Source organism: Nitrospirillum karajorum, assembly GCF_036348415.1.
Classification (GTDB): Bacteria; Pseudomonadota; Alphaproteobacteria; order Azospirillales; family Azospirillaceae; genus Nitrospirillum; species Nitrospirillum amazonense_B.
Map to the genome: position 1 here is coordinate 644962 of NZ_JAZBQB010000002.1, position 18546 is coordinate 663507.

Below are 18546 nucleotides of genomic sequence, written 5' to 3' on the forward strand. Positions count from 1 at the left end.
CTAGACCGACAGGACCATTTGCATCCAGGCCCGCAATTCACGCCGCCGGCCGTCCAAATCCAAACCGTCGGCGTTCCGGCCCGCATCGGAGCCGATACGCCGGGCGACGGTGGCCTTCATCTGCACGTTGCTGGCGGGTGTCCACTGCACGCTGGCGCCGACGCCCTGAAGGACATAATGGTTGTGGGGAGAGCCCACCCCCTCCCAGCCGCCCCAGGTGGTCTTGTGCTGCTCCACCCAGCCGCCGTCCCAGAAGGCGGAAAAGCGGACGCTGTCGGACACCATCTGCCCGATCTCGATATTCAGCATGGCGCCCTGGTCGCCGCCGCCCTGGTTCAGGGGATAGGCGCGCACGCCGCTGGGGCCGCCGAGCGAAAATTGTTCGGAGCTGTTCAGGTTCTTTGACGCGATCTGCGCCGCCAGGGTGACCAGCGCGTCGCCGCCCCGCCACAGCACCTGCGCGCGGCTGATCGAGGCGGTGGCCTTGACGAAGTGCCCCGCGGTTCGGGCGGTGGCCTGGTCGATGGCCTGGTTGGCCGCATTATGGGACAAGTCGACGTTACCAGCCTTGACCTGGGCATCCAGGGTAAAGGCCCCGCCGCCCTGCCAATCGTCCCGCATCAGACGGTGCGCCGCCAGGATCATGGCCCCCAGACGGTTGGACGCGGTCACCACGTCCACCAGCTTGTCGCTGGTCCATTTGTGTTCCAGGCCGAAGGCCAAGTTTACGGGTGCCGCGGAACTGCGCAGCGCCAGCCAGCGCAGGGTCAGGGCGGCCGTCTGCGCGTCGCCTGACGGCGTGCTGGCGTTGATGTCGGCGGGCACGTCGTATTGCAGGACGGCGCCGCTGGCCTCCAGCCACAGTCCCTCATGCCAGACGGGGGCGCCCACCATCATCTGGCCGTATTTGGACGACTGGCTGACCTGACCGGTGAAGGCGACCTGGTCCCCAACCCCCGCAGCGTCCGTCATGGTGGCGAGGATCAGACCACGCACGCCGCCGATTTCGCGCGGCGCGTTGTTGTCGATCACCGTCGTACCCGTCACCAGGGGTGGCTCACGCATCTTGAGATGGATGTCGGTGGTGCCCTCATCAGCCCCGGCGTCGAGGACGCCGAGCGCCTGCATGCCCGGAATCAAACCCAGGTTGGAGACACCGGTGGCCACGGCGCTGGGACGCAGCGGATCGCCTGGGGCATTCTGGGCATAAATGAAGTCCTGAGCCTGGTCGGCATCCAGGCGGACCTCGCTGGAAGGGTCGATGAGCACCCGGCCCATGCGGGCCTCCAGCACCTGGATGGTGACCACGCCGCCTTCCAAATCCTGACGTGGCAGGACGGCCCGAGCCAAATAGTCATGCTGGGCATAATAACGGCTGATGCGGGCGGCGGCCTCGCGCAAATCACCCAGGGTGCAATCGCGCCCCACGTACGATGTGAGCTGCGCCCGCAGTTCCGATTCCGGGATCAGCGTGGCGATGAAACGGAAGCCGGTGACATGCACCGTCTCGCCCGCCTTCAGGAATTCCCCGTCGGGGGGAGGCGGCGCCAGATCAGGCAAGGTGGGGGCGCGTGGAGCCTCACGGGGGATGTTCCGCTCCACATCACGCAGAATCTGGCCGGTATCCTGGGCGTCGGCCCGCTTGGCCAACACCGGCGGAATCACGGCCATTGCGGCGATGATGGCTCTTAACGTCCGCAAGTTGGCACCAAGCTGTAATGACGATGGTCAGTCAAAAACATATCCCGCAGGTTCTTAACCAAAGGTTTAAGCGCATATGATGTAGAGCCAATTGTATGTTCTTACCACTATATGGCGCATGCGGGTGACGCAAGCGGAGGAGAACACCCTATCCACATGGTTAGGTTCGCCCCTTTTCGGCTAAAAAATTCCCCAGCGGAAAATCATGGGTCGATTCCGGGAAATCCTGACGAAAACTGACTATTCCGGCAGCCCCGGCCTGACGGTCGAATACACGCCGTGACTGAGGCGATTTCGCATTTACCGCGGGGCCGATTCGGGAGAAGGTCAGTGATATTGGGTCCCGTTGCCAGAATTCGCAATTCCGTGCCGCGAATAATGTTGCATTTGCGATACATCAAATACGCCGCCGGTTTGCGCCAGCGCAATCTTTCCGCGCTCGTTCTCTGTTCCCCTGGGGCCATCCCCCCACGGCAGGAGAACGCCCATGGGTTCCTTCAGTATCTGGCATTGGTTGATCGTCGCCGCGATCGCCTTGTTGCTCTTTGGCAACCGCCTGCCCCGGCTATTGGGCGACTTGGGCGCCGGTATCCGGAACTTCAAATCCGGCCTGGCGGACCAGGACACGCCGCCATCCCGGCCCCTGGCCCGCGACTGAGCGCCATCACGGCGTACCGCCCCCTGGCACCTTCCATAAGAACCTTGCCATAAGAACCTTGCCATAAGAACCTTGAAGGCCTGGAGATTCCATGACCGACCACCCCCTGATCATCGCCGCCGACGGCACGATTTCGCTGTCCTCCCCCACCGCTGGCACCGCAGCCCCACCGCCCGGCGGCCTGGTGATGACCATCACGGACTGCCCGTCCACCTGGGGCGCGGAGGATGTGCTGGCCTTGGCCCGTGACTGCCGCCTGCCCGACCATCGGTCCAGCGTACCGTTTGAAAAACTGCTGGCCCGGCACCGCGGCTCATGCTGCGGCGGCCATTGCGGCTGACGGCCGCCCCCATCGCCCGAGGAACAAGCGCCATGCCCCTGCTGTCCCAGGAGCCAAGCGTGCCCGTCGCCTCCATGGAAGAGTTGCTGGCCATCGCGCTGGCCATGGAGGAGGAGGCGGTGCGCCGCTATACGATGTTGGCGGAGCGTCAGTGGAACACGCCGCCCCTGGCAACCCTGTTCCGCCGTTTGGCGGCGGAGGAAAGCCACCATGTCACAGCGGTCGGCAACTGCGCCGGGGCCCTGCTGGGACATGTGCCGCCGGCCGCGCCGGTGCGGTGGCTGCTGCCCCCGGACATCGCCCGATCCTGGGAAGAGGTGGAGGCCAGCGCGACCCTCAGCCCTTACAAGGCGCTGTCCATCGCCGTGCTGAACGAGGATCGCGCCTTCGCCTTCTACAGCTATGTGGCGGCCCATGCCGCGGCACCAGCCGTCGCGCGGCAGGCCGAGGCGCTGGCACAGGAGGAACTGGCCCATGCGGCGCATCTGCGGCGGGCCCGCCGGCAGGCCTACCACCAGGAACGCGACACGCTGAGCCCCTTGCCCAGCGTGGAGGACGCACGGGACCTGCGTGACCTGGCCATCACGGTGGAGGATGAGGTAGACGCCGCCGTCGCCGCCGCCGACGTCCGCGCGCTGGCCTTGGCGGAACGGGCCGTCGACATCTATTCCCTGGCCCTGGACCGCATGGCCGATACTGAGGGCGTTACATTGGCGCAAGCCTTATTGAAGGCCGCCATCGAACGCCTGGTTCGCCTGCACGGCCATTCAGCGACGCAGGCGAAATAACATTCATATTTTTTGTATCTTTTGACCCAGCGCAAAGCTGAACCCCCACTACCCAGGTAAGCCTGCCCCCATCGGAACCGACGCCGGTTCCAGAACCAGCCAAAGCCGCATTCGACAATGCCGTCACCCGCCCTATCCCATCGGCCTCGGCCGATAGCGCCCCCGCTTGCCCGCGTGGCGCCCGGCAAGACGCCGGCCCCGTCCCGGCGAGGGGCGATGCTGTCGCGCTTGATGGCCTTGGCGCTGGCCTGCGTCCTCCTGGCATGGCAAGGGCCCGCCTGGGCCGTGCCGACTGTCAACCACGTAACGGACTACTTGGGCCAAGCGACCCCCGAAGCCTTGGTGCCCGGCGCCGACCATTACGGGCCCGCTCAGGGGACGCCGGCGGTGGTGCCGGCTCTGACTGGCGACAAGGTCATCGGCTATGTCTACCTGAACAGCGACGTGGTCAACGCCGCCGGGTATTCCGGCCGCCCCATCTCCATCCTCATCGGCATCGACACCAACGCCCGCATCACCGGCGCCAAGCTGGTGGACCATCACGAACCCATCGTGCTGGTCGGCATTCCCGTGGCCAAGATCGACCATTTCATCCAGGGCTATGTCGGCCGCAGCGTGCCGGAAATGATGGCCGACACGGGCGGCAAGCCGCCGGTCGACATCGTGTCCGGCGCCACCGTGACCGTCATGGTGATCGGCGACACCATCGTCCGCTCCGCCATCAAGGTGGCTCATACGCTGGGCTTAGGCGGGCTAAGCCACGACGAGGCCACCGCCGACGCGGCGCGCCCGGTGGTCAACATGGGCCTGATCGGCGCCGCCGACTGGAGCACCCTGCTGGGCGATGGCTCCATCCGCCGCCTGCTGTTGCCGGTGGGCCAAGTCAACGCCGCCTTCCGCGAGGCGGGCGGGCCCGCCGCCGCCGCCCGGCCGGAAGCCGGCCCCGACGACGACACCTTCATCGATCTCTACGCCACCGTGGCCACCCTGCCGATGGTGGGCCGCAGCCTGCTGGGCGAAGACGGCTACCAGCGCCTGACATCCGGCCTGAAGCCGGGACAGCAGGCCATCATCGTCGCCGGGGTTGGCCGCTATTCCTTCAAGGGTTCGGGCTATGTGCGTGGCGGCATCTTCGACCGGATCGAGCTGATCCAGGGCGAGAACACCATCCGCTTCCACGACCGCAACCACACCCGCCTGGGCTCTCTGGCCGGCGACGCCCCTGACTTCCCCGACATCGCCCTGTTCACCATCCCCGACGGCAGCACCTTCGACGTCGCCCAGCCCTGGCGCCTGCGTCTGCTGGTGCAGCGCCAGGTGGCCACCCTGGACAAGGCCTTCATCACCTTCGACCTGGACTATACCCCGCCGCAGAAATACCTGAGCCTGCCGGCGCCCAAGGCCGCGCCCGTTCCCGCGACGGCCGCGACCACCCCAGCGGACGCCCCCGCCGGCGGCCAATTGTGGCGCCGCATGTGGGCCGCTGACCGGCCGGGGGTGGCGCTGCTGGCCGTGCTGCTGGCCGCCGTCACCGGCATCTTCTTCTTCCAGCATGAACTGGTCCGCCGGCCAGTCCTGTACGACCGGGTTCGCCTGGGCGTGCTGGCCACCACGCTACTGTGGCTGGGCTGGTGGAAGCATGCGCAGCTGTCCGTGGTCAACGTCCTGACCTTCTTCAACGCCCTGCGCACCGACTTCAGCTGGGATTACTTCCTGATGGAGCCGCTGCTGTTCGTGCTGTGGTTCGCCGTGGCCGCCTCCTTGCTGTTCTGGGGGCGGGGCGCCTTCTGCGGTTGGCTGTGTCCCTTCGGCGCGCTGCAGGAGCTGACCAACCGCCTGGCCAAGCGCTTCAAGGTCCGCCAAATCAAGGTGCCGTTCAGCGTCCACCAGCGCCTGTGGCCCATCAAGTACGTGATCTTCCTGGTCCTGTTCGGCCTGTCGCTGAACGAACTGGCCATGGCGGAAAAGGCGGCGGAGGTGGAGCCGTTCAAGACGGCCATCGTCCTGATCTTCTGGCGGTCCTGGCCCTTCGTGGTCTTCGCCGTGGCCCTGCTGCTGGCCAACCTGTTCATCGAGCGCTTCTTCTGCCGCTACCTGTGCCCGCTGGGGGCGGCGCTGGCCATCCCCGCACGGCTGCGCATGTTCGATTGGCTGCGCCGCTACCGCGAATGCGGCAACCCCTGCCAGCGCTGCAGCAATGAATGCCCGGTGCAGGCCATCCACCCCGAGGGGCACATCAATCCCAATGAATGCATCCAGTGCCTGCACTGCCAGCTGCTGTACCACCACGACCAGAAATGCCCGGTGATGATCCAGCGGCGCCTAAAGCGCGAGCGCCAAGCCGGCATGGCCACCCCCGGCCCCCTTCCCGCAACCCCGCCTAAAACAGCCCCGCCCCAAAACGGCACGCCGGCGGAGTGACCTTTCCCCCGATTTCCAGATCACCCAACAGAGAAGACGCAAGATGTCGAACGAAGATCTGAACAAAGTCCCGGTCGCCGCCAACAGCAATGGCGAGGCTTCGCCGGGCCTCAGCCGCCGCGGGCTGATCGGTGGATCGGCCAAGGCGGCGCTGGCCGCCGCGGCGGTGGGTGCCGTGGGCACCGGCGGCGCCCTGGTGGGCGCCGGCACCAGCCAGGCCGCCCCGGCAACGGCCAAGAACAAGGTCGAGGTGAAGCCCGGCGACCTGGATGAGTATTACGTCTTCGCCTCCGGCGGTCAGTCGGGCGAGATCCGAATCCTGGGCATGCCGTCGATGCGCGAACTGATGCGCATCCCGGTGTTCAACCGCTGCTCCGCCACCGGCTGGGGTCTGACCAACGAGTCCAAGAAGGTACTGACCGAGGGCCTGCTGCCGGAAACCAAGAAGTTCCTGGCCAACCGGGGCGGCCTGTACCAGAACGGCGACGCGCACCACCCGCACATGTCGTTCACCAACGGCACCTACGACGGCCGCTACATCTTCATCAACGACAAGGCCAACACCCGCGTCGCCCGCATCCGTTGCGACATCATGAAGTGCGACAAGATCATCGAGATCCCCAACGCGCACGACATCCATGGCCTGCGGCCGCAAAAGTACCCGCGCACCGGCTATGTCTTCGCCAACAGCGAACACCGCGCCCCGCTGGTGAACGACGGCAGCGTGCTGGATGAGCCCAAGAAGTACGGCTGCGTCTTCACCGCCATCGACGGCGACGCCATGAAGGTGGCCTGGCAGGTGATGGTCGACGGCAACCTGGACAATTGCGACGCCGACTATCAGGGCAAGTACGCCTTCTCCACCTGCTACAACTCCGAGGAAGGCACGACGCTGGCCGACATGACCGCCAGCACCGAGGACTGGGCCGTCGTCTTCGACATCAAGCGCATCGAAGAGGCGGTGAAGAAGGGCGACTGCAAGGTCATCAACGGCGTGCCCGTGGTCGATGGCCGCCATGGCTCGCGCTACACCCGCTACATTCCCGTGCCCAACAACCCGCACGGCTGCAACGTGGCGCCCGACGGCATCCATGTCGTCTTCAACGGCAAGCTGTCGCCCACCGTCACCGTCATCGACGTGCGCAAGCTGGACGATCTGTTCGCCGACAAGATCAAGCCGCGCGACGTGGTGGTGGCGGAGCCGCAGGTGGGCCTGGGGCCTCTGCACACCGCCTTCGACGGCCGGGGCAACGCCTACACCACCGTGTTCCTGGACAGCCAGTTGGTGAAGTGGGACCTGGAAAAGGCCAAGCGCGCCTTCAAGGGGGAAAAGGTCGACCCCATCATCCAGAAGCTGGATGTGCAGTACCAGCCGGGCCACAACCACTCCTCCATGGGTGAGACCAAGGAGGCGGACGGCAAGTGGCTGATGTCGCTGAACAAGTTTTCCAAGGACCGTTTCCTGAACGTCGGCCCGCTGAAGCCTGAGAACGATCAGCTGATCGATATCTCCGGCGACAAGATGGCTGTGGTGCATGACGGCCCCAGCTTCGCCGAGCCGCACGACGCCATGATCGTTCACCGGTCCAAGGTGAACCCCATCAGCGTCTACAAGCGTGACGACCCGATGTGGGAGGAGGCGCGGCAGTGGGCCAAGAAGGATGGGGTGGAGCTGGAATCCGCCGCCAACGTCATCCGCGACGGCAAGAAGGTCCGCGTCTACGTGTATTCCGTGGCGCCGGCCTACAGCCTGGAAAAGTTCGAGGTGAACCAAGGTGACGAGGTCACCGTCTTCATCACCAATATGGACGATGTCGACGACCTGACCCACGGCTTCACCCTGTCCGGCCACGGCATCGCCATGGAGATTGGGCCGCAGGCGACGGCGTCCGTCACCTTCACCGCCGACCGGCCGGGCGTGCACTGGTATTATTGCCAGTGGTTCTGCCATGCCCTGCACATGGAAATGGTGGGCCGCATGCTGGTCCACCCGGCCAAGGCCTGACCCCATGCGCAGGACCGCCACCGCTCTGCTGTACTTGTCCCTGACCTGTCTGGGGGCTTGCCCCTGGGCCCTGCCCGCGCGCGCCGATGTGCGGGAGGTGCCCGCCGGCGGGGACGGGCTGGCCCGCGCGGTGGCGGCCGCCGCCCCCGGGGATGTCCTACACCTGGCGCCGGGCATCCACCGGGGCGGCATCACCATCGGCAAGCCCCTGATCTTGGAGGGGGCGCCCGGTCATGTCGCCATCATCGACGCCGGCGGCGCCGGCAGCGCCCTGACAGTGACGGCGCCCGACGTCACGGTGCGGGGCCTGACCCTGCAAGGCTCCGGCCCCGAGCAGCACGCCATGGATTCCGGATTGCTGCTGCTGCCCACGGCCACCGGCGCGCGGGTGGTGGGCAACCGCCTGACGGGCAACCTCTACGGCGTTTACGTCCAGGGCCCACGCGACGCCACGGTCGAGGACAACGACATCGCCGGCCGCACCGACCTGCCCATGAGCCAACGCGGCAACGGCGTCACGGTGTGGAACGCCCCCGGCGCCCGCATCATCGCCAACCGCATCACCGGCGGACGCGACGGCATCTTCGCCAACGCCAGCCGGCAAGACCTGTTCCAGGGCAACCGCATGGAAGGCGTCCGCTTCGCCATCCACTACATGTACACCAACGACAGCCGCGTCCTGGACAACGTGTCGGTAGGCAACGACATCGGCTTCGCCCTCATGTTTTCCGACCGCCTGGAGGTGCGCGACAACCAGTCGGCGGGCGACCGCGATTATGGCCTGCTGCTGAACTACGCCAACGCGTCCACCATCACGGGCAACCGGGTGGAGGGCCGCTTCCGCCAAACGCGAATGGGACCAGCCACCGGGGAGGATGGCGGCGACGGCGCCATGATGCCCCGTGTGGCCGGGACCGAAGGCGGCTTCCGCGCCGGCACGGCCAAGTGCGTCTTCGTCTACAACGCCAACAAGAACCGCATCGCCGAGAACCGCTTCGACGGCTGTGACATCGGCATCCACTTCACCGCCGGGGCGGAGCGCAACACCCTGACCGGCAACGCCTTCATCGGCAATCGCACCCAGGTCATGTATGTCGGCACCCGGTCGCTGGACTGGTCCGATCACGGCCGCGGGAATTACTGGAGCGACAACCCCGCCTTCGACCTGAACGGCGACGGCATCGCCGATGAGGCCTATCGCCCCAACGACCTGGTGGATCGCGTGGTCTGGCGCTTCCCGGCCGCCAAGCTGCTGTTGAACAGCCCGGCCATCCAGGTGATCCGCTGGGCCCAGGCCCAATTCCCGGCCCTGCATCCCGGCGGGGTCATCGACAGCGCCCCCCTGATGAAGCCACCGACGATAACCGGCGACACGCCAGTGGACTCCGACGCCCCCCTAGCCACGGCGAGTTCCCAGCCATGAGCCCCTCCGTCACCATCGACCAGGTCAGCAAGCTGTACGGCGCCCGCGCCGCCCTGACCGAGGTCAGCCTGCACCTGGACCCCGGCCAATGCGTGGCCCTGGTGGGCCACAACGGCGCCGGCAAGAGCACGCTGATCAAGCTGATGCTGGGGCTGATCCGGCCCAGTCGGGGCGGCGTCCGCCTGCTGGGGGAGGATCCAGCCGGGGCGCATGCCGCCCGCCTGCGCCGGGCAGTGGGGTATCTGCCGGAAAACCTGGCCTTCCACCCCTCCCTCACCGGGCGGGAAACGCTGGATTTCTACGCCCGGCTGAAGGGTGTTGACCGCGCCGGCAACGCCGGTCTGCTGGCCCGCGTGGGGCTGGAGGCGGAGGCGGCGCGGCGCCGCGTCGGCACCTATTCCAAGGGCATGCGCCAACGCCTGGGCCTGGCCCAGGCGCTGCTGGGGCAGCCCAAGGCGCTGTTCCTGGATGAGCCGACCACCGGCCTGGACCCGGCCCTGCGCCAAGTGTTCTACGAGATCGTGCAGGACCTGCGCCGCGCGGGCGTGACCGTCCTGTTGTCCTCCCACGCGCTGACGGAGCTGGAGGGCCAGACCGACCGCATCATCGTCATGAACCGGGGGGTGAAGATCGCCGACGGCACGCTGGCCGGCCTGCGCCACCTGGCCGACCTGCCTGTGCGCATCCGGGCCACGGGGGCCCCGGCGGCCATGGTGGCGGACGCCCTGGGGACGCTGGGCCAGGTCTCAACCGACGGCCACGCGGTGGAGTGCCGGTGCGCCGGCGGTGACAAGGTGGCGGTGCTGCGCCGCCTGACCGGCCTGCCCCTGGCCGACCTTTCGGTGGTTGAGCCCAGCCTGGACGAGCTTTACGCCCATTTCCTGCGACAGGAGCAGGCCGCATGAGCATTCCCCTCATTCTCGCTGGCAAGGAAATCCGCGACGGCCTGCGCAACCGCTGGGTCGTGGCCGCCACCCTGCTGATGGCCACCCTGGCACTCAGTCTCACCTTCCTGGGCAGCGTGCCCACCGGCACCGTCGGGGCGGGTGCTCTGGACGTGGTGGTGGTCAGCCTGTCCAGCCTGACCATCTTCCTGGTGCCGCTGATCGCCCTGCTGCTGTCCTTCGACGCCATCGTGGGTGAGGTCGATCGCGGCACCATGAGCCTGCTGCTGTCCTATCCCGTCTCGCGCGGGCAGGTCGTGCTGGGCAAGTTCCTGGGGCACCTGGCGCTGCTGGGCTTCGCCACCCTGGTGGGCTATGGCGCGGCGGGCGCGGCGCTGGCCCTGACCTGCGCCGACACCGGACCAGAAGGCTGGCGCGCCTTCGCCGGGCTGATCGGGTCCAGCATCCTGTTGGGCGCCGTGTTCATCGCCCTGGGCTATCTGGTCAGCGCCGTGGTGCGCGACCGGGGGGCCGCCGGCGGCATCGCCATCGGCCTGTGGCTGGTGTTCGTGCTGGTGTTCGACATGGCCCTGCTGGGCATCCTGGTGGCGGACCAGGGCAAGACCGTCACCGTGGGCCTGCTGAACTGGCTCATGCTGGCCAACCCGGCCGACGCCTTCCGCCTGTTCAACCTGACCGGTACCGCCCAGGTCAGCCAATTCGCCGGCATGGCCGGCATCGCGGGTCAGATTCATCTGGGCCCCGTCACCCTTCTCGCCGTTCTGGCCGGCTGGACCGCCCTGCCCCTGGCGGCGGCGGCCCTCATCTTTTCCCGGAGGCAAATCTGATGCGCGCCCCTTACCTGTTCGCCGTGCTGGCCGTCCTGGCCATGGGCGGCTGCAAACCCAAGGCGGAGGTCGGGGCCATCCCGGCACCGCACAACCTGACCGACGGAGACCTCGCCCATTTCTGTAACATGGCGGTGACGGAGCACGGCGGCCCTAAGGGTCAGGTCTTGCTGAAGGGCGATCCCATGCCGGTGTGGTTCGCCTCCGTCCGCGACACGGTGGCCTATACCCTGCTGCCGGAGGAGCCCAAGGACATCGCCGCCATCTATGTGACAGACATGGACAAGCTGAACGACCAGCACCACCCGGCAGCCGGCAGTTGGATCGACGCGCGCGCCGCCTTCTACGTGGTGGGCAGCGCGGAGCATGGGGCCATGGGCGGCCTCGAACTGTTCCCCTTCGGCACCGAGGCGGGCGCGCGGGCCTTCGCCCAGGCGCATGAGGGCACCGTGGTGCGGTATACCGACATCCGCAAGGACCAGGTGTTTGAAGAGGACGATCGGGGCCCGGCCGGGCAGGAAACGGCTGGGCGCACGGCCGGCGGCGCGTCATGAACACCCCCACGCGCCGCCGCGCCCTGACCCTGCTGGCCGCCGCCGCCGGCCTGCCCTTGCTGGACCTGCCCCTGATGGGCTTGCGCCCGGCCGCCGCCGTCGAGATGCCCACGTTGCGCCATTGGTCGGGCGTGGCGCTGGGGGCGGACGCCCGCCTGGTCATCAACCACCCGAACCCGGCCGAGGCCGACGCCCTGATCCAGGCCAGCCTGGCGGAGGTGGCGCGGCTGGAGGCCATCTTCAGCCTGTACCGCCCGGACAGCGCCCTGAGCCGTCTGAACCGCGACGGCGTGCTGGTCGACCCGCCGGCGGAGCTGGTGGCGCTGCTGGCCCAGGCGCTATCCATCGCCCACCGGACGGATGGCGCTTTTGACCCCACGGTGCAGCCGCTGTGGGCCCTCTATGCCGGCCATTTCGGCAGGCCTGGCGCCGATCCCGCCGGCCCGCCGGACGCCGCCGTGCGCCAGGCGCTGGCCTGGGTCGGGTATCACAAGGTGACGGTGGAGCCCGACCGGGTGGCGTTCCATCACCCCGGCATGGCCCTGACCCTGAACGGCATCGCCCAGGGCTATGTCACCGACCAGGTGGTGGCCCTGCTGAAGGCGCGCGGTGTGGCCCATACGCTGGTGGACATGGGGGAGATACGCGCGGTGGGGACGCATCCGGCGGGACGCCCCTGGACCGCCGGCATCAAGGCGCCGGGGGAGGGCGACCGCACGCTGTTGACCCTGCCGCTGCAGGACCAGGCGCTGTCCACCTCTGGCGCCTATGGCACGCCGTTTGAGCCGACCGGCCGCTTCAACCACCTGTTCACGCCGGCGACCGGGCGGTGCAGCGACCCGAGGTTCAGCGTCAGCGTCAGCGCGCCCACGGCCACCCTGGCTGACGCGCTGTCCACCGCGCTCAGCGTCACGCCGGCGGGGGCCCGCGTCCTGGCCCGGTTCCCGGAGTGCCGGGCCTGGCGCGCGGGCGCCGACGGGTTGGTCACCACGCTCACCGCAACGGGGCGAGCCTGAGCCGCCTCACAGGAGGCCCCACATGGGAGCTATGGGCCAGAAAGCCCTCGCCGGGCTCCCGGCGGCGCGATATCAAGGCGCGATGGACGATACGACTGAATTCGACATCTATGTGGTGACCACCCCCGGCCTGGAATCCGCGCTGTGCGCGGAGATGCAGGCGGCCGGTTTCACAGGCTTGCTGGCCGGCAAGGGCGGCGTCAGCACCCGCGGTGGGTGGCGGGAGGTTTGGCGCGCCAACCTGGAACTGCGCGGCGCCACACGCGTGCTGGTGCGCATCGGCGCCTTCCGCGCCCTGCACCTGGCGCAGTTGGACAAGCGCGCGCGCCGCTTCCCCTGGGCGGACTTCCTGCGCGCCGACGTGCCGGTGCGGGTGGAGGCCAGCTGCACCAAGTCGCGCATCTACCACGCCGGCGCCGCGGCGGAGCGCATCACCCGCGCCATCACGGAGGAATTGGGCGCCGCCATCGCGGATGATGCCGACATCGTCATCAAGGCCCGCATCGATGACGACCTCTGCACCCTGAGCATCGACACCTCTGGCGAAGCGCTGCACAAGCGCGGCCATAAGGAGGCGGTCAACAAGGCCCCGATGCGGGAGACCATGGCCGCCCTGTTCCTGCGCCAGTGCGGCTATGACGGCCAGGAGCCGGTGGTGGACCCCATGTGCGGGTCCGGCACCTTCGTGATCGAGGCGGCGGAGATCGCCGCCGGGCTGAAACCGGGGCGCAGCCGCACCTTCGCATTCGAGAAGCTGGCCGGTTTCGATGCCGCCGCCTGGTCCGCGCTCAAGGCATCCCCCCCGGCGGTTGCCGGCACGCCCCCCACCGTCCGCTTCCACGGCAGCGACCGCGATGCCGGTGCCGTGGAAATGAGCCTGGAAAACGCGACGCGGGCCGGGGTGGAGGATCGTGTCCAGTTCCGCCATCACGCCATCAGCGACCTGACGGCACCGGAGGGGCCGCCGGGATTGGTGATCGTCAATCCCCCCTACGGCGGACGCATCGGCGACACCAAGCAGCTCTACGCCCTGTACGGCGCCCTGGGTAAGGTATTGCGGGAGCGGTTCGCCGGCTGGCGCGCCGCCATCATCACCAATGAGCCGGCGCTGGCCAAGGTGACCGACCTGCCCTTCCTGCCGACCACCGCCCCGGTGCTGCACGGCGGCATCAAGGTGACGCTGTACCAGACGGCCCCCCTGCCCCCGGCGGCGTGACAAGAGGCGTCAGGGGCAGGGCAATTCCGCAGGACTCGACAAAACTCCACAATTGGAACCGCAGCCCGGGGATATACTGGGATCGAAGCAAAAACGCGACCGAACCGATCCCCGTTTCCCGGAGTACCCATCATGAGCATTTCCTCCATCGGCGGTTACGCCAGTTCAGTTTCCTCGCTGTACCGCCCCGCCGCCCCCGCCGCGGCGACGGACAGCGCGTCCACCCAGGCCACCCAGACCGCACCCCAGCAGCCGGCCACGCTGGACCGGGATGGCGACGGCGATGTCGATACCGGTTCGGTCGACAACGATCGCGGCAAGCTGCTGAACATCAAGGCCTGATCCGGTTCAGGCGACGGCTGGTGCCGTCCGCGCCCCCAGGCGCGGCGGCCCGCCATCGACTTCGGCCCCCCGTTAGCCGATAAGTGGGTATGGACCGAATACTGATCGTTGATGACGATATCGCGCTGGCCGAGATGCTGCGCGAATATCTCGAACAGGACGGCTTCGCCGTCGACCTCGCCCATGACGGCGCCGCGTGTTTCGACCATGCGCCCGAGGGCCAGGATCTTATCGTGCTGGACGTCATGCTGCCCCGGCTGTCCGGTTTCGATGTCCTGAAACGCCTGCGCCAGCGCTCCGACGTGCCGGTCATCATGCTGACCGCGCGGGATGACGATGTTGATCGCATCGTCGGCTTTGAAATCGGCGCGGACGATTATGTGCCCAAGCCGGTCAACCCGCGTGAACTGGTGGGCCGCATCCGCGCCGTCCTGCGCCGCGTGAACGGCGGCACGGCCAAGGCGACCGCTGACCTGCAGGTGGGCGGCGTGCGCCTGAACCCGACCGCCCGCACCGCCTGGCGCGGAGAGATCCGTCTGGACCTGACCTCCGCTGAATTCAGCCTGCTGGAGCATATGCTGCGCAACGCGGGACGCATCATTCCCCGCGACGAGCTTTCCACGGCCGCCTTCGGCCGGCACCAGGCGGCCGGCGCCGACCGCAACGTCGACACGTTGGTCAGCAAGGTCCGGCGCAAGCTGGACGCCGTCACCGACGATGCCGACCAGCCCATCAAGACGATCCGCAACGTCGGCTATCTCTACGCCCTGCCGCTGTCGTGACCGGGCGTGGACCGATACGCCATGCCTGAACACCCTTCACCGCCCCGCCCCCGCTCCGCCGCCGCCCTGGTCGCGGCGGTTCTGGCCGTCGCCGGGACAACCAGCGCGGCCCGGGCGCAAGACATTGAATTGGTGGAGAGCTACGTGCTGGGCCAGGGGTTCAACGTCGGCCCGGTCAATTTCGCCGGGTATTCCAGCATGGTCCTGGCCGCCCCCGACCAGGGCCGCAAGACCTTCAGCCTGGAGGACCTCAGCCTTTACGCCAGCGCCCATGTCGGCGCCCTGTTCAACCCCTTCATGGAGGCGGAACTGACAGGGCTGAACCTGGTGCCCTGGGGCAAGGAAGGCGCAGGCGAGGGCGGCAAGGGCTATCTGGTGCTGGAGCGGCTATATAATGACATCCAGTTGCCGGACGGCTTCACCGTGCGCTTCGGCAAGATGCTGGCGCCGGTGGGGGATTGGAACCAGATCCACGCCGCCCCCTTGGTGATGTCCACCATCCGTCCCGCCGCGACATATCGGGGCTCCAGCCAATACGCCACCGGTCTGTCGGTGCTGTACAGCGACCCGCAGGCGCGGTGGCCGGATGTGCAGGTCTACTGGCAGCCGATGGATGAGTTCTCAGCCCGGCCCGACAGCATCGTCGACGACCATTATCGCCTGGTCGAGGGGCTGCATGTCAGTTTCCCCCTGGCCTTGCTGGACAAGGTGGGGTTTTCAATCCAGCGCTCCATCGACCGGCAGGGGGTGGAACAACATCTGTTCGGCACCGACTTCCGGTATACAATGGACCAATGGAGCCTGCAGGGGGAGTGGGTGGTTTCCACCCTGTCCCAGCCCGCCAGCCTGCACTCGACCCGGGATTTGGAGTGGAGCGGCTACGTGGCACCCTCCTACGCCATCAACGACCGATGGTCCGTCTACGGCTGGTACGAGGTCTATGACGGGCGGGGCTCCATGCCCCTCCTGGGCGCCACGCAGGAGCTGACCGCCAGCACGGCGATGACCCTTGGAAATGACCGTGTCGCCCGGGACGTGCTGGCGGGCTTCGCCTTCCGTCCGCAGCCCGCCATGGTCTTCCGCCTGGAATATCTACAGAACGTGGGGGGCCGGCCGATCAACCCGACCGGCCTGTTCGCCTCTTGGTCCGTGCTGTTCTGATGCGGCGGCGGCGTTCCCTGCTGGCGTTCCTGATGGGACTGTTGCTGTCGGACTTGGCGCGGGCGGAGGATATCCTGGTGGTGGCCAACCCCTCGGTCACCCTGGGCCGATCATTGAGCACCGCCGATGTCGCCGCCATCTACCTGCTGCGCATGACCCTGTGGCCCGACGGCAGCGCCATCATTCCGGTGAACCGTGAGATCGCCAGCGACGTCCGCGCCCGCTTCACCGCCGGCGTGCTGCACCAGGACAACGCCAGCCTGATCGTTTATTGGAACGAGATGCACTTCAAGGGCAAGCTGCCCCCGGTGGTGCAGGAATCCGAGCAGGCACTGCTGGCCTTCATCCGCCGGGTCCCCGGCTCCGTCGGCTATGTCAGCGGCGGGGGCGTACCGGAGGGCGTGGTGGTGCTGGCCCGCCTGCCCGTCGCGGGCACCGGCGGGGGCGGTCCATGAGGGCACGCCCATGAAGGCCATCATCGGCAGTTCCATCGGCCGCAAGATCGTCAGCGCCCTGCTGGCCATCTATCTGCTGACCTATGGCCTGACGGCGGCGGTGGTTTATACCGGCGTGCGGCGGTCGCTGCTGGACACGGCGGCGGACAACCTGGCTCAGGTGGCGGACCTGAAATACCAGCGCCTGTGCAACCGCATGGACGAACTGGCGACCGACCTGACGGCCTGGGCACAGCTGGAGGTGATGAACGACCTGGTGTCCGGGGACGTCGATCGCCGCATCGGCACGACGCTGGAGGCGTTGCAGCGTCTCTATGGGCTGAGCGGCGGCATCTATGCCTTCGACGCGGCCGGGGCACTGATCGCCGATGCCGATGGCGTGGACGGCTCTCCCCCGCCGGGCACGCGGTTGCCGGCGGGCTGGAGCGTGACGGCGCGCGGCGCCACCCTCCTGGACAAGCACCGGAACCCGCTAGGCGCCGGCGACATCGTCGCCCTGGCCATTCCGGTGTTCGGCACCTTCGCCCCGGACTATCGGGTGGGCACGCTGGTCATCGCCCTACCGTGGAGCGCCATCGAAACCTTGCTGAACGGGGTGGAATCGCGCACGGCCCTGGTGCGCCTGGCGCCCCATCCCGCTCTGCTCTCCACCGCCGCGGAGCCCGCCGGCGATGCCGGGAACCGCATCGTCGGCCGGTCCCTGCCCCGCGACGGACTGCTGCGCTCCTGGCAGGTGGTGGTGTCGCAGCCGGCATCGACGGTGACACGCTCACTGCGCCAGGTGGCGCTGGAACTGGCCCTGCTGGGCCTGCTGCTGGCCGCACCCATCATCGGGTTCGTGCGCTGGACCGGCCGCCGGCTGACGGCGCCCATCATGGACCTGACCCAGGCGGTGCGCGCCATTTCCGAGACCGACAGGCTGGACATCCAGGTACCCGTGACCAGCCGGGATGAGCTGGGGTTCCTTGCCCGCTCCTTCAACCAGATGACCGCCGGCCTGCGCAACGCGCGGGAGGAGCGCGACCGCAGCATGCGCGACCTGGAACACCTGAACCTGACGCTGGAAGGCAAGGTGGCCGACCGGACGGCGGAGCTGGAGGCGGCCATCACCGCCCAGCGCCGGCTGCTTAGCGACATCTCCCATGAGATCAAATCGCCCCTGGCGCGGTTGAGCATGGCCCTGGGCCTGGCCCGGCGCCAAGTGGCGCCCCAGGCCCCGCGCCATTTCGACCGGATGGAGCAGGAGATCACGGCCATCGCCGCCCTGGCCTCGGAGCTTCTGACCCTGGCGCGGCTGGAGGGCCCGGCCGGCGCCTTGCAACGGGCACCAGTAGACCTGCCGGACCTCTTGCGCACCATCATCGCCGATGCCGCCTACGAACGGCCCGACCGGCAGGGGGACATGACGCTGACCGTGGCGACCGACCTGCCCCAGGGTGGGGTCTTCCCAGGCAACGCCGACCTGTTGCGCCGCGCCATCGAGAACGTCATCCGCAACGCCCTGTTCTACACCACGGCTGGCGTGCCCGTGGCCGTGACCCTGGACGCCACGCCGGCCGGGCTGCGCCTGGCGATCGCGGACAAGGGGCCCGGCGTGCCGGCGGACGCCATCGGGCAATTGTTCGATCCTTTCTATCGCGCGGACCCGGCGCGGGCGCGCGACACCGGCGGCACGGGCATCGGCCTCACCATCTGCAAGCGGGTGGTGGAGGTGCACGGCGGCACGGTCACGGCGGCCCACAACGTCCCCCATGGCCTGGTGGTGGACATCACGCTGCCAGCCCTGCCGGAAACGCCGCAGGACTGGCAGGCGGCAACGCCGCAGGACTGGCACGCGGCAACGCCGCAGGACTGAAGGAAACTGGGGGGCAAGTCCACACAACTCCACGCGTCACCGACCTAGGATGATTCCCGCGTCACCGCCCTGGCGGCGGTTGAGGCGCGGTTCCCCC

At 68.0% G+C, this 18546-nt stretch carries 17 protein-coding genes; 16 read left to right on the top strand and 1 reads right to left on the bottom strand.

All coding sequences use genetic code 11. The features are described from left to right. On the bottom strand, nt 1-1671 hold the full coding sequence (locus UCD39_RS10475) for a ShlB/FhaC/HecB family hemolysin secretion/activation protein (protein ID WP_330495969.1): 1671 nt from the start codon (nt 1669-1671) through the stop codon (nt 1-3). Between the two features lie 517 nt (nt 1672-2188). Here UCD39_RS10475 and tatA point away from each other — a divergent pair. The 16 genes from tatA to UCD39_RS10555 all read left to right on the top strand — a co-directional run bounded on the left by tatA (nt 2189) and on the right by UCD39_RS10555 (nt 18449). Next, nucleotides 2189-2359 (top strand): twin-arginine translocase TatA/TatE family subunit, encoded by a 171-nt coding sequence (tatA, locus tag UCD39_RS10480; protein ID WP_330495970.1) that lies wholly within the window; start codon nt 2189-2191, stop codon nt 2357-2359. A gap of 91 nt (nt 2360-2450) precedes the next feature. After that, nucleotides 2451-2699, top strand: coding sequence for a hypothetical protein (locus tag UCD39_RS10485; RefSeq protein ID WP_330495971.1), 249 nt, complete (start codon nt 2451-2453; stop codon nt 2697-2699). A gap of 32 nt (nt 2700-2731) precedes the next feature. Continuing rightward, on the top strand, nt 2732-3487 hold the full coding sequence (locus UCD39_RS10490; protein ID WP_330495972.1) for a ferritin-like domain-containing protein: 756 nt from the start codon (nt 2732-2734) through the stop codon (nt 3485-3487). 216 nt (nt 3488-3703) lie between these two features. After that, nucleotides 3704-5908, top strand: a complete 2205-nt coding sequence (locus UCD39_RS10495; RefSeq protein ID WP_330495973.1) for a 4Fe-4S binding protein — start codon at nt 3704-3706, stop codon at nt 5906-5908. A gap of 43 nt (nt 5909-5951) precedes the next feature. Beyond that, nucleotides 5952-7913, top strand: a complete 1962-nt coding sequence (gene nosZ, locus UCD39_RS10500; RefSeq protein ID WP_330495974.1) for a TAT-dependent nitrous-oxide reductase — start codon at nt 5952-5954, stop codon at nt 7911-7913. 4 nt (nt 7914-7917) lie between these two features. Further along, a complete protein-coding gene (locus tag UCD39_RS10505) occupies nt 7918-9336 on the top strand; it encodes a nitrous oxide reductase family maturation protein NosD (RefSeq protein WP_330495975.1) in 1419 nt (472 codons plus the stop codon). Beyond that, complete coding sequence (locus UCD39_RS10510; protein ID WP_330495976.1) at nt 9333-10241, top strand: ABC transporter ATP-binding protein; 909 nt, start codon at nt 9333-9335, stop codon at nt 10239-10241. The genes UCD39_RS10505 and UCD39_RS10510 overlap by 4 nt, the downstream gene beginning before the upstream one ends. Then, nucleotides 10238-11068: a DUF2705 family protein gene (locus UCD39_RS10515; protein ID WP_330495977.1), complete on the top strand. Its 831-nt coding sequence runs from the start codon at nt 10238-10240 to the stop codon at nt 11066-11068. Before UCD39_RS10510 ends, UCD39_RS10515 begins: the two co-directional genes overlap by 4 nt. Further along, entirely contained in the window at nt 11068-11622 is a 555-nt protein-coding gene (locus UCD39_RS10520) for a nitrous oxide reductase accessory protein NosL (RefSeq protein ID WP_330495978.1), read from the top strand. Before UCD39_RS10515 ends, UCD39_RS10520 begins: the two co-directional genes overlap by 1 nt. Beyond that, nucleotides 11619-12638: an FAD:protein FMN transferase gene (locus UCD39_RS10525; protein ID WP_330495979.1), complete on the top strand. Its 1020-nt coding sequence runs from the start codon at nt 11619-11621 to the stop codon at nt 12636-12638. The genes UCD39_RS10520 and UCD39_RS10525 overlap by 4 nt, the downstream gene beginning before the upstream one ends. Nucleotides 12639-12720: 82 nt before the next feature. Continuing rightward, the gene (locus UCD39_RS10530) at nt 12721-13854 is read left to right on the top strand and encodes a THUMP domain-containing class I SAM-dependent RNA methyltransferase (RefSeq protein ID WP_330495980.1); all 1134 of its coding nucleotides are present in this window, start codon (nt 12721-12723) and stop codon (nt 13852-13854) included. 132 nt (nt 13855-13986) lie between these two features. Further along, complete coding sequence (locus UCD39_RS10535) at nt 13987-14196, top strand: hypothetical protein (protein ID WP_330495981.1); 210 nt, start codon at nt 13987-13989, stop codon at nt 14194-14196. An 89-nt stretch (nt 14197-14285) separates the two neighbouring features. After that, nucleotides 14286-14978: a response regulator transcription factor gene (locus UCD39_RS10540; protein ID WP_330495982.1), complete on the top strand. Its 693-nt coding sequence runs from the start codon at nt 14286-14288 to the stop codon at nt 14976-14978. A gap of 21 nt (nt 14979-14999) precedes the next feature. Next, nucleotides 15000-16139: a hypothetical protein gene (locus tag UCD39_RS10545; RefSeq protein ID WP_330495983.1), complete on the top strand. Its 1140-nt coding sequence runs from the start codon at nt 15000-15002 to the stop codon at nt 16137-16139. After that, a complete protein-coding gene (locus UCD39_RS10550; RefSeq protein ID WP_330495984.1) occupies nt 16139-16594 on the top strand; it encodes a hypothetical protein in 456 nt (151 codons plus the stop codon). Before UCD39_RS10545 ends, UCD39_RS10550 begins: the two co-directional genes overlap by 1 nt. Nucleotides 16595-16604: 10 nt before the next feature. Then, nucleotides 16605-18449 carry a sensor histidine kinase gene (locus UCD39_RS10555; protein WP_330495985.1) on the top strand — a complete coding sequence of 615 codons (1845 nt, stop codon included), beginning with the start codon at nt 16605-16607 and terminating at the stop codon, nt 18447-18449. Nucleotides 18450-18546 lie beyond the last annotated feature (97 nt).

Excerpts from the sequence above, each read along its gene's own strand:
- UCD39_RS10475 (WP_330495969.1), bottom strand. The coding sequence starts at position 1,671 with ATGGCCGTGATTCCGCCGGTGTTGGCCAAGCGGGCCGACGCCCAGGAT.
- tatA (WP_330495970.1), top strand. The coding sequence starts at position 2,189 with ATGGGTTCCTTCAGTATCTGGCATTGGTTGATCGTCGCCGCGATCGCC.
- UCD39_RS10485 (WP_330495971.1), top strand. The coding sequence starts at position 2,451 with ATGACCGACCACCCCCTGATCATCGCCGCCGACGGCACGATTTCGCTG.
- UCD39_RS10490 (WP_330495972.1), top strand. The coding sequence starts at position 2,732 with ATGCCCCTGCTGTCCCAGGAGCCAAGCGTGCCCGTCGCCTCCATGGAA.
- UCD39_RS10495 (WP_330495973.1), top strand. The coding sequence starts at position 3,704 with ATGCTGTCGCGCTTGATGGCCTTGGCGCTGGCCTGCGTCCTCCTGGCA.
- nosZ (WP_330495974.1), top strand. The coding sequence starts at position 5,952 with ATGTCGAACGAAGATCTGAACAAAGTCCCGGTCGCCGCCAACAGCAAT.
- UCD39_RS10505 (WP_330495975.1), top strand. The coding sequence starts at position 7,918 with ATGCGCAGGACCGCCACCGCTCTGCTGTACTTGTCCCTGACCTGTCTG.
- UCD39_RS10510 (WP_330495976.1), top strand. The coding sequence starts at position 9,333 with ATGAGCCCCTCCGTCACCATCGACCAGGTCAGCAAGCTGTACGGCGCC.
- UCD39_RS10515 (WP_330495977.1), top strand. The coding sequence starts at position 10,238 with ATGAGCATTCCCCTCATTCTCGCTGGCAAGGAAATCCGCGACGGCCTG.
- UCD39_RS10520 (WP_330495978.1), top strand. The coding sequence starts at position 11,068 with ATGCGCGCCCCTTACCTGTTCGCCGTGCTGGCCGTCCTGGCCATGGGC.
- UCD39_RS10525 (WP_330495979.1), top strand. The coding sequence starts at position 11,619 with ATGAACACCCCCACGCGCCGCCGCGCCCTGACCCTGCTGGCCGCCGCC.
- UCD39_RS10530 (WP_330495980.1), top strand. The coding sequence starts at position 12,721 with ATGGACGATACGACTGAATTCGACATCTATGTGGTGACCACCCCCGGC.
- UCD39_RS10535 (WP_330495981.1), top strand. The coding sequence starts at position 13,987 with ATGAGCATTTCCTCCATCGGCGGTTACGCCAGTTCAGTTTCCTCGCTG.
- UCD39_RS10540 (WP_330495982.1), top strand. The coding sequence starts at position 14,286 with ATGGACCGAATACTGATCGTTGATGACGATATCGCGCTGGCCGAGATG.
- UCD39_RS10545 (WP_330495983.1), top strand. The coding sequence starts at position 15,000 with ATGCCTGAACACCCTTCACCGCCCCGCCCCCGCTCCGCCGCCGCCCTG.
- UCD39_RS10550 (WP_330495984.1), top strand. The coding sequence starts at position 16,139 with ATGCGGCGGCGGCGTTCCCTGCTGGCGTTCCTGATGGGACTGTTGCTG.
- UCD39_RS10555 (WP_330495985.1), top strand. The coding sequence starts at position 16,605 with ATGAAGGCCATCATCGGCAGTTCCATCGGCCGCAAGATCGTCAGCGCC.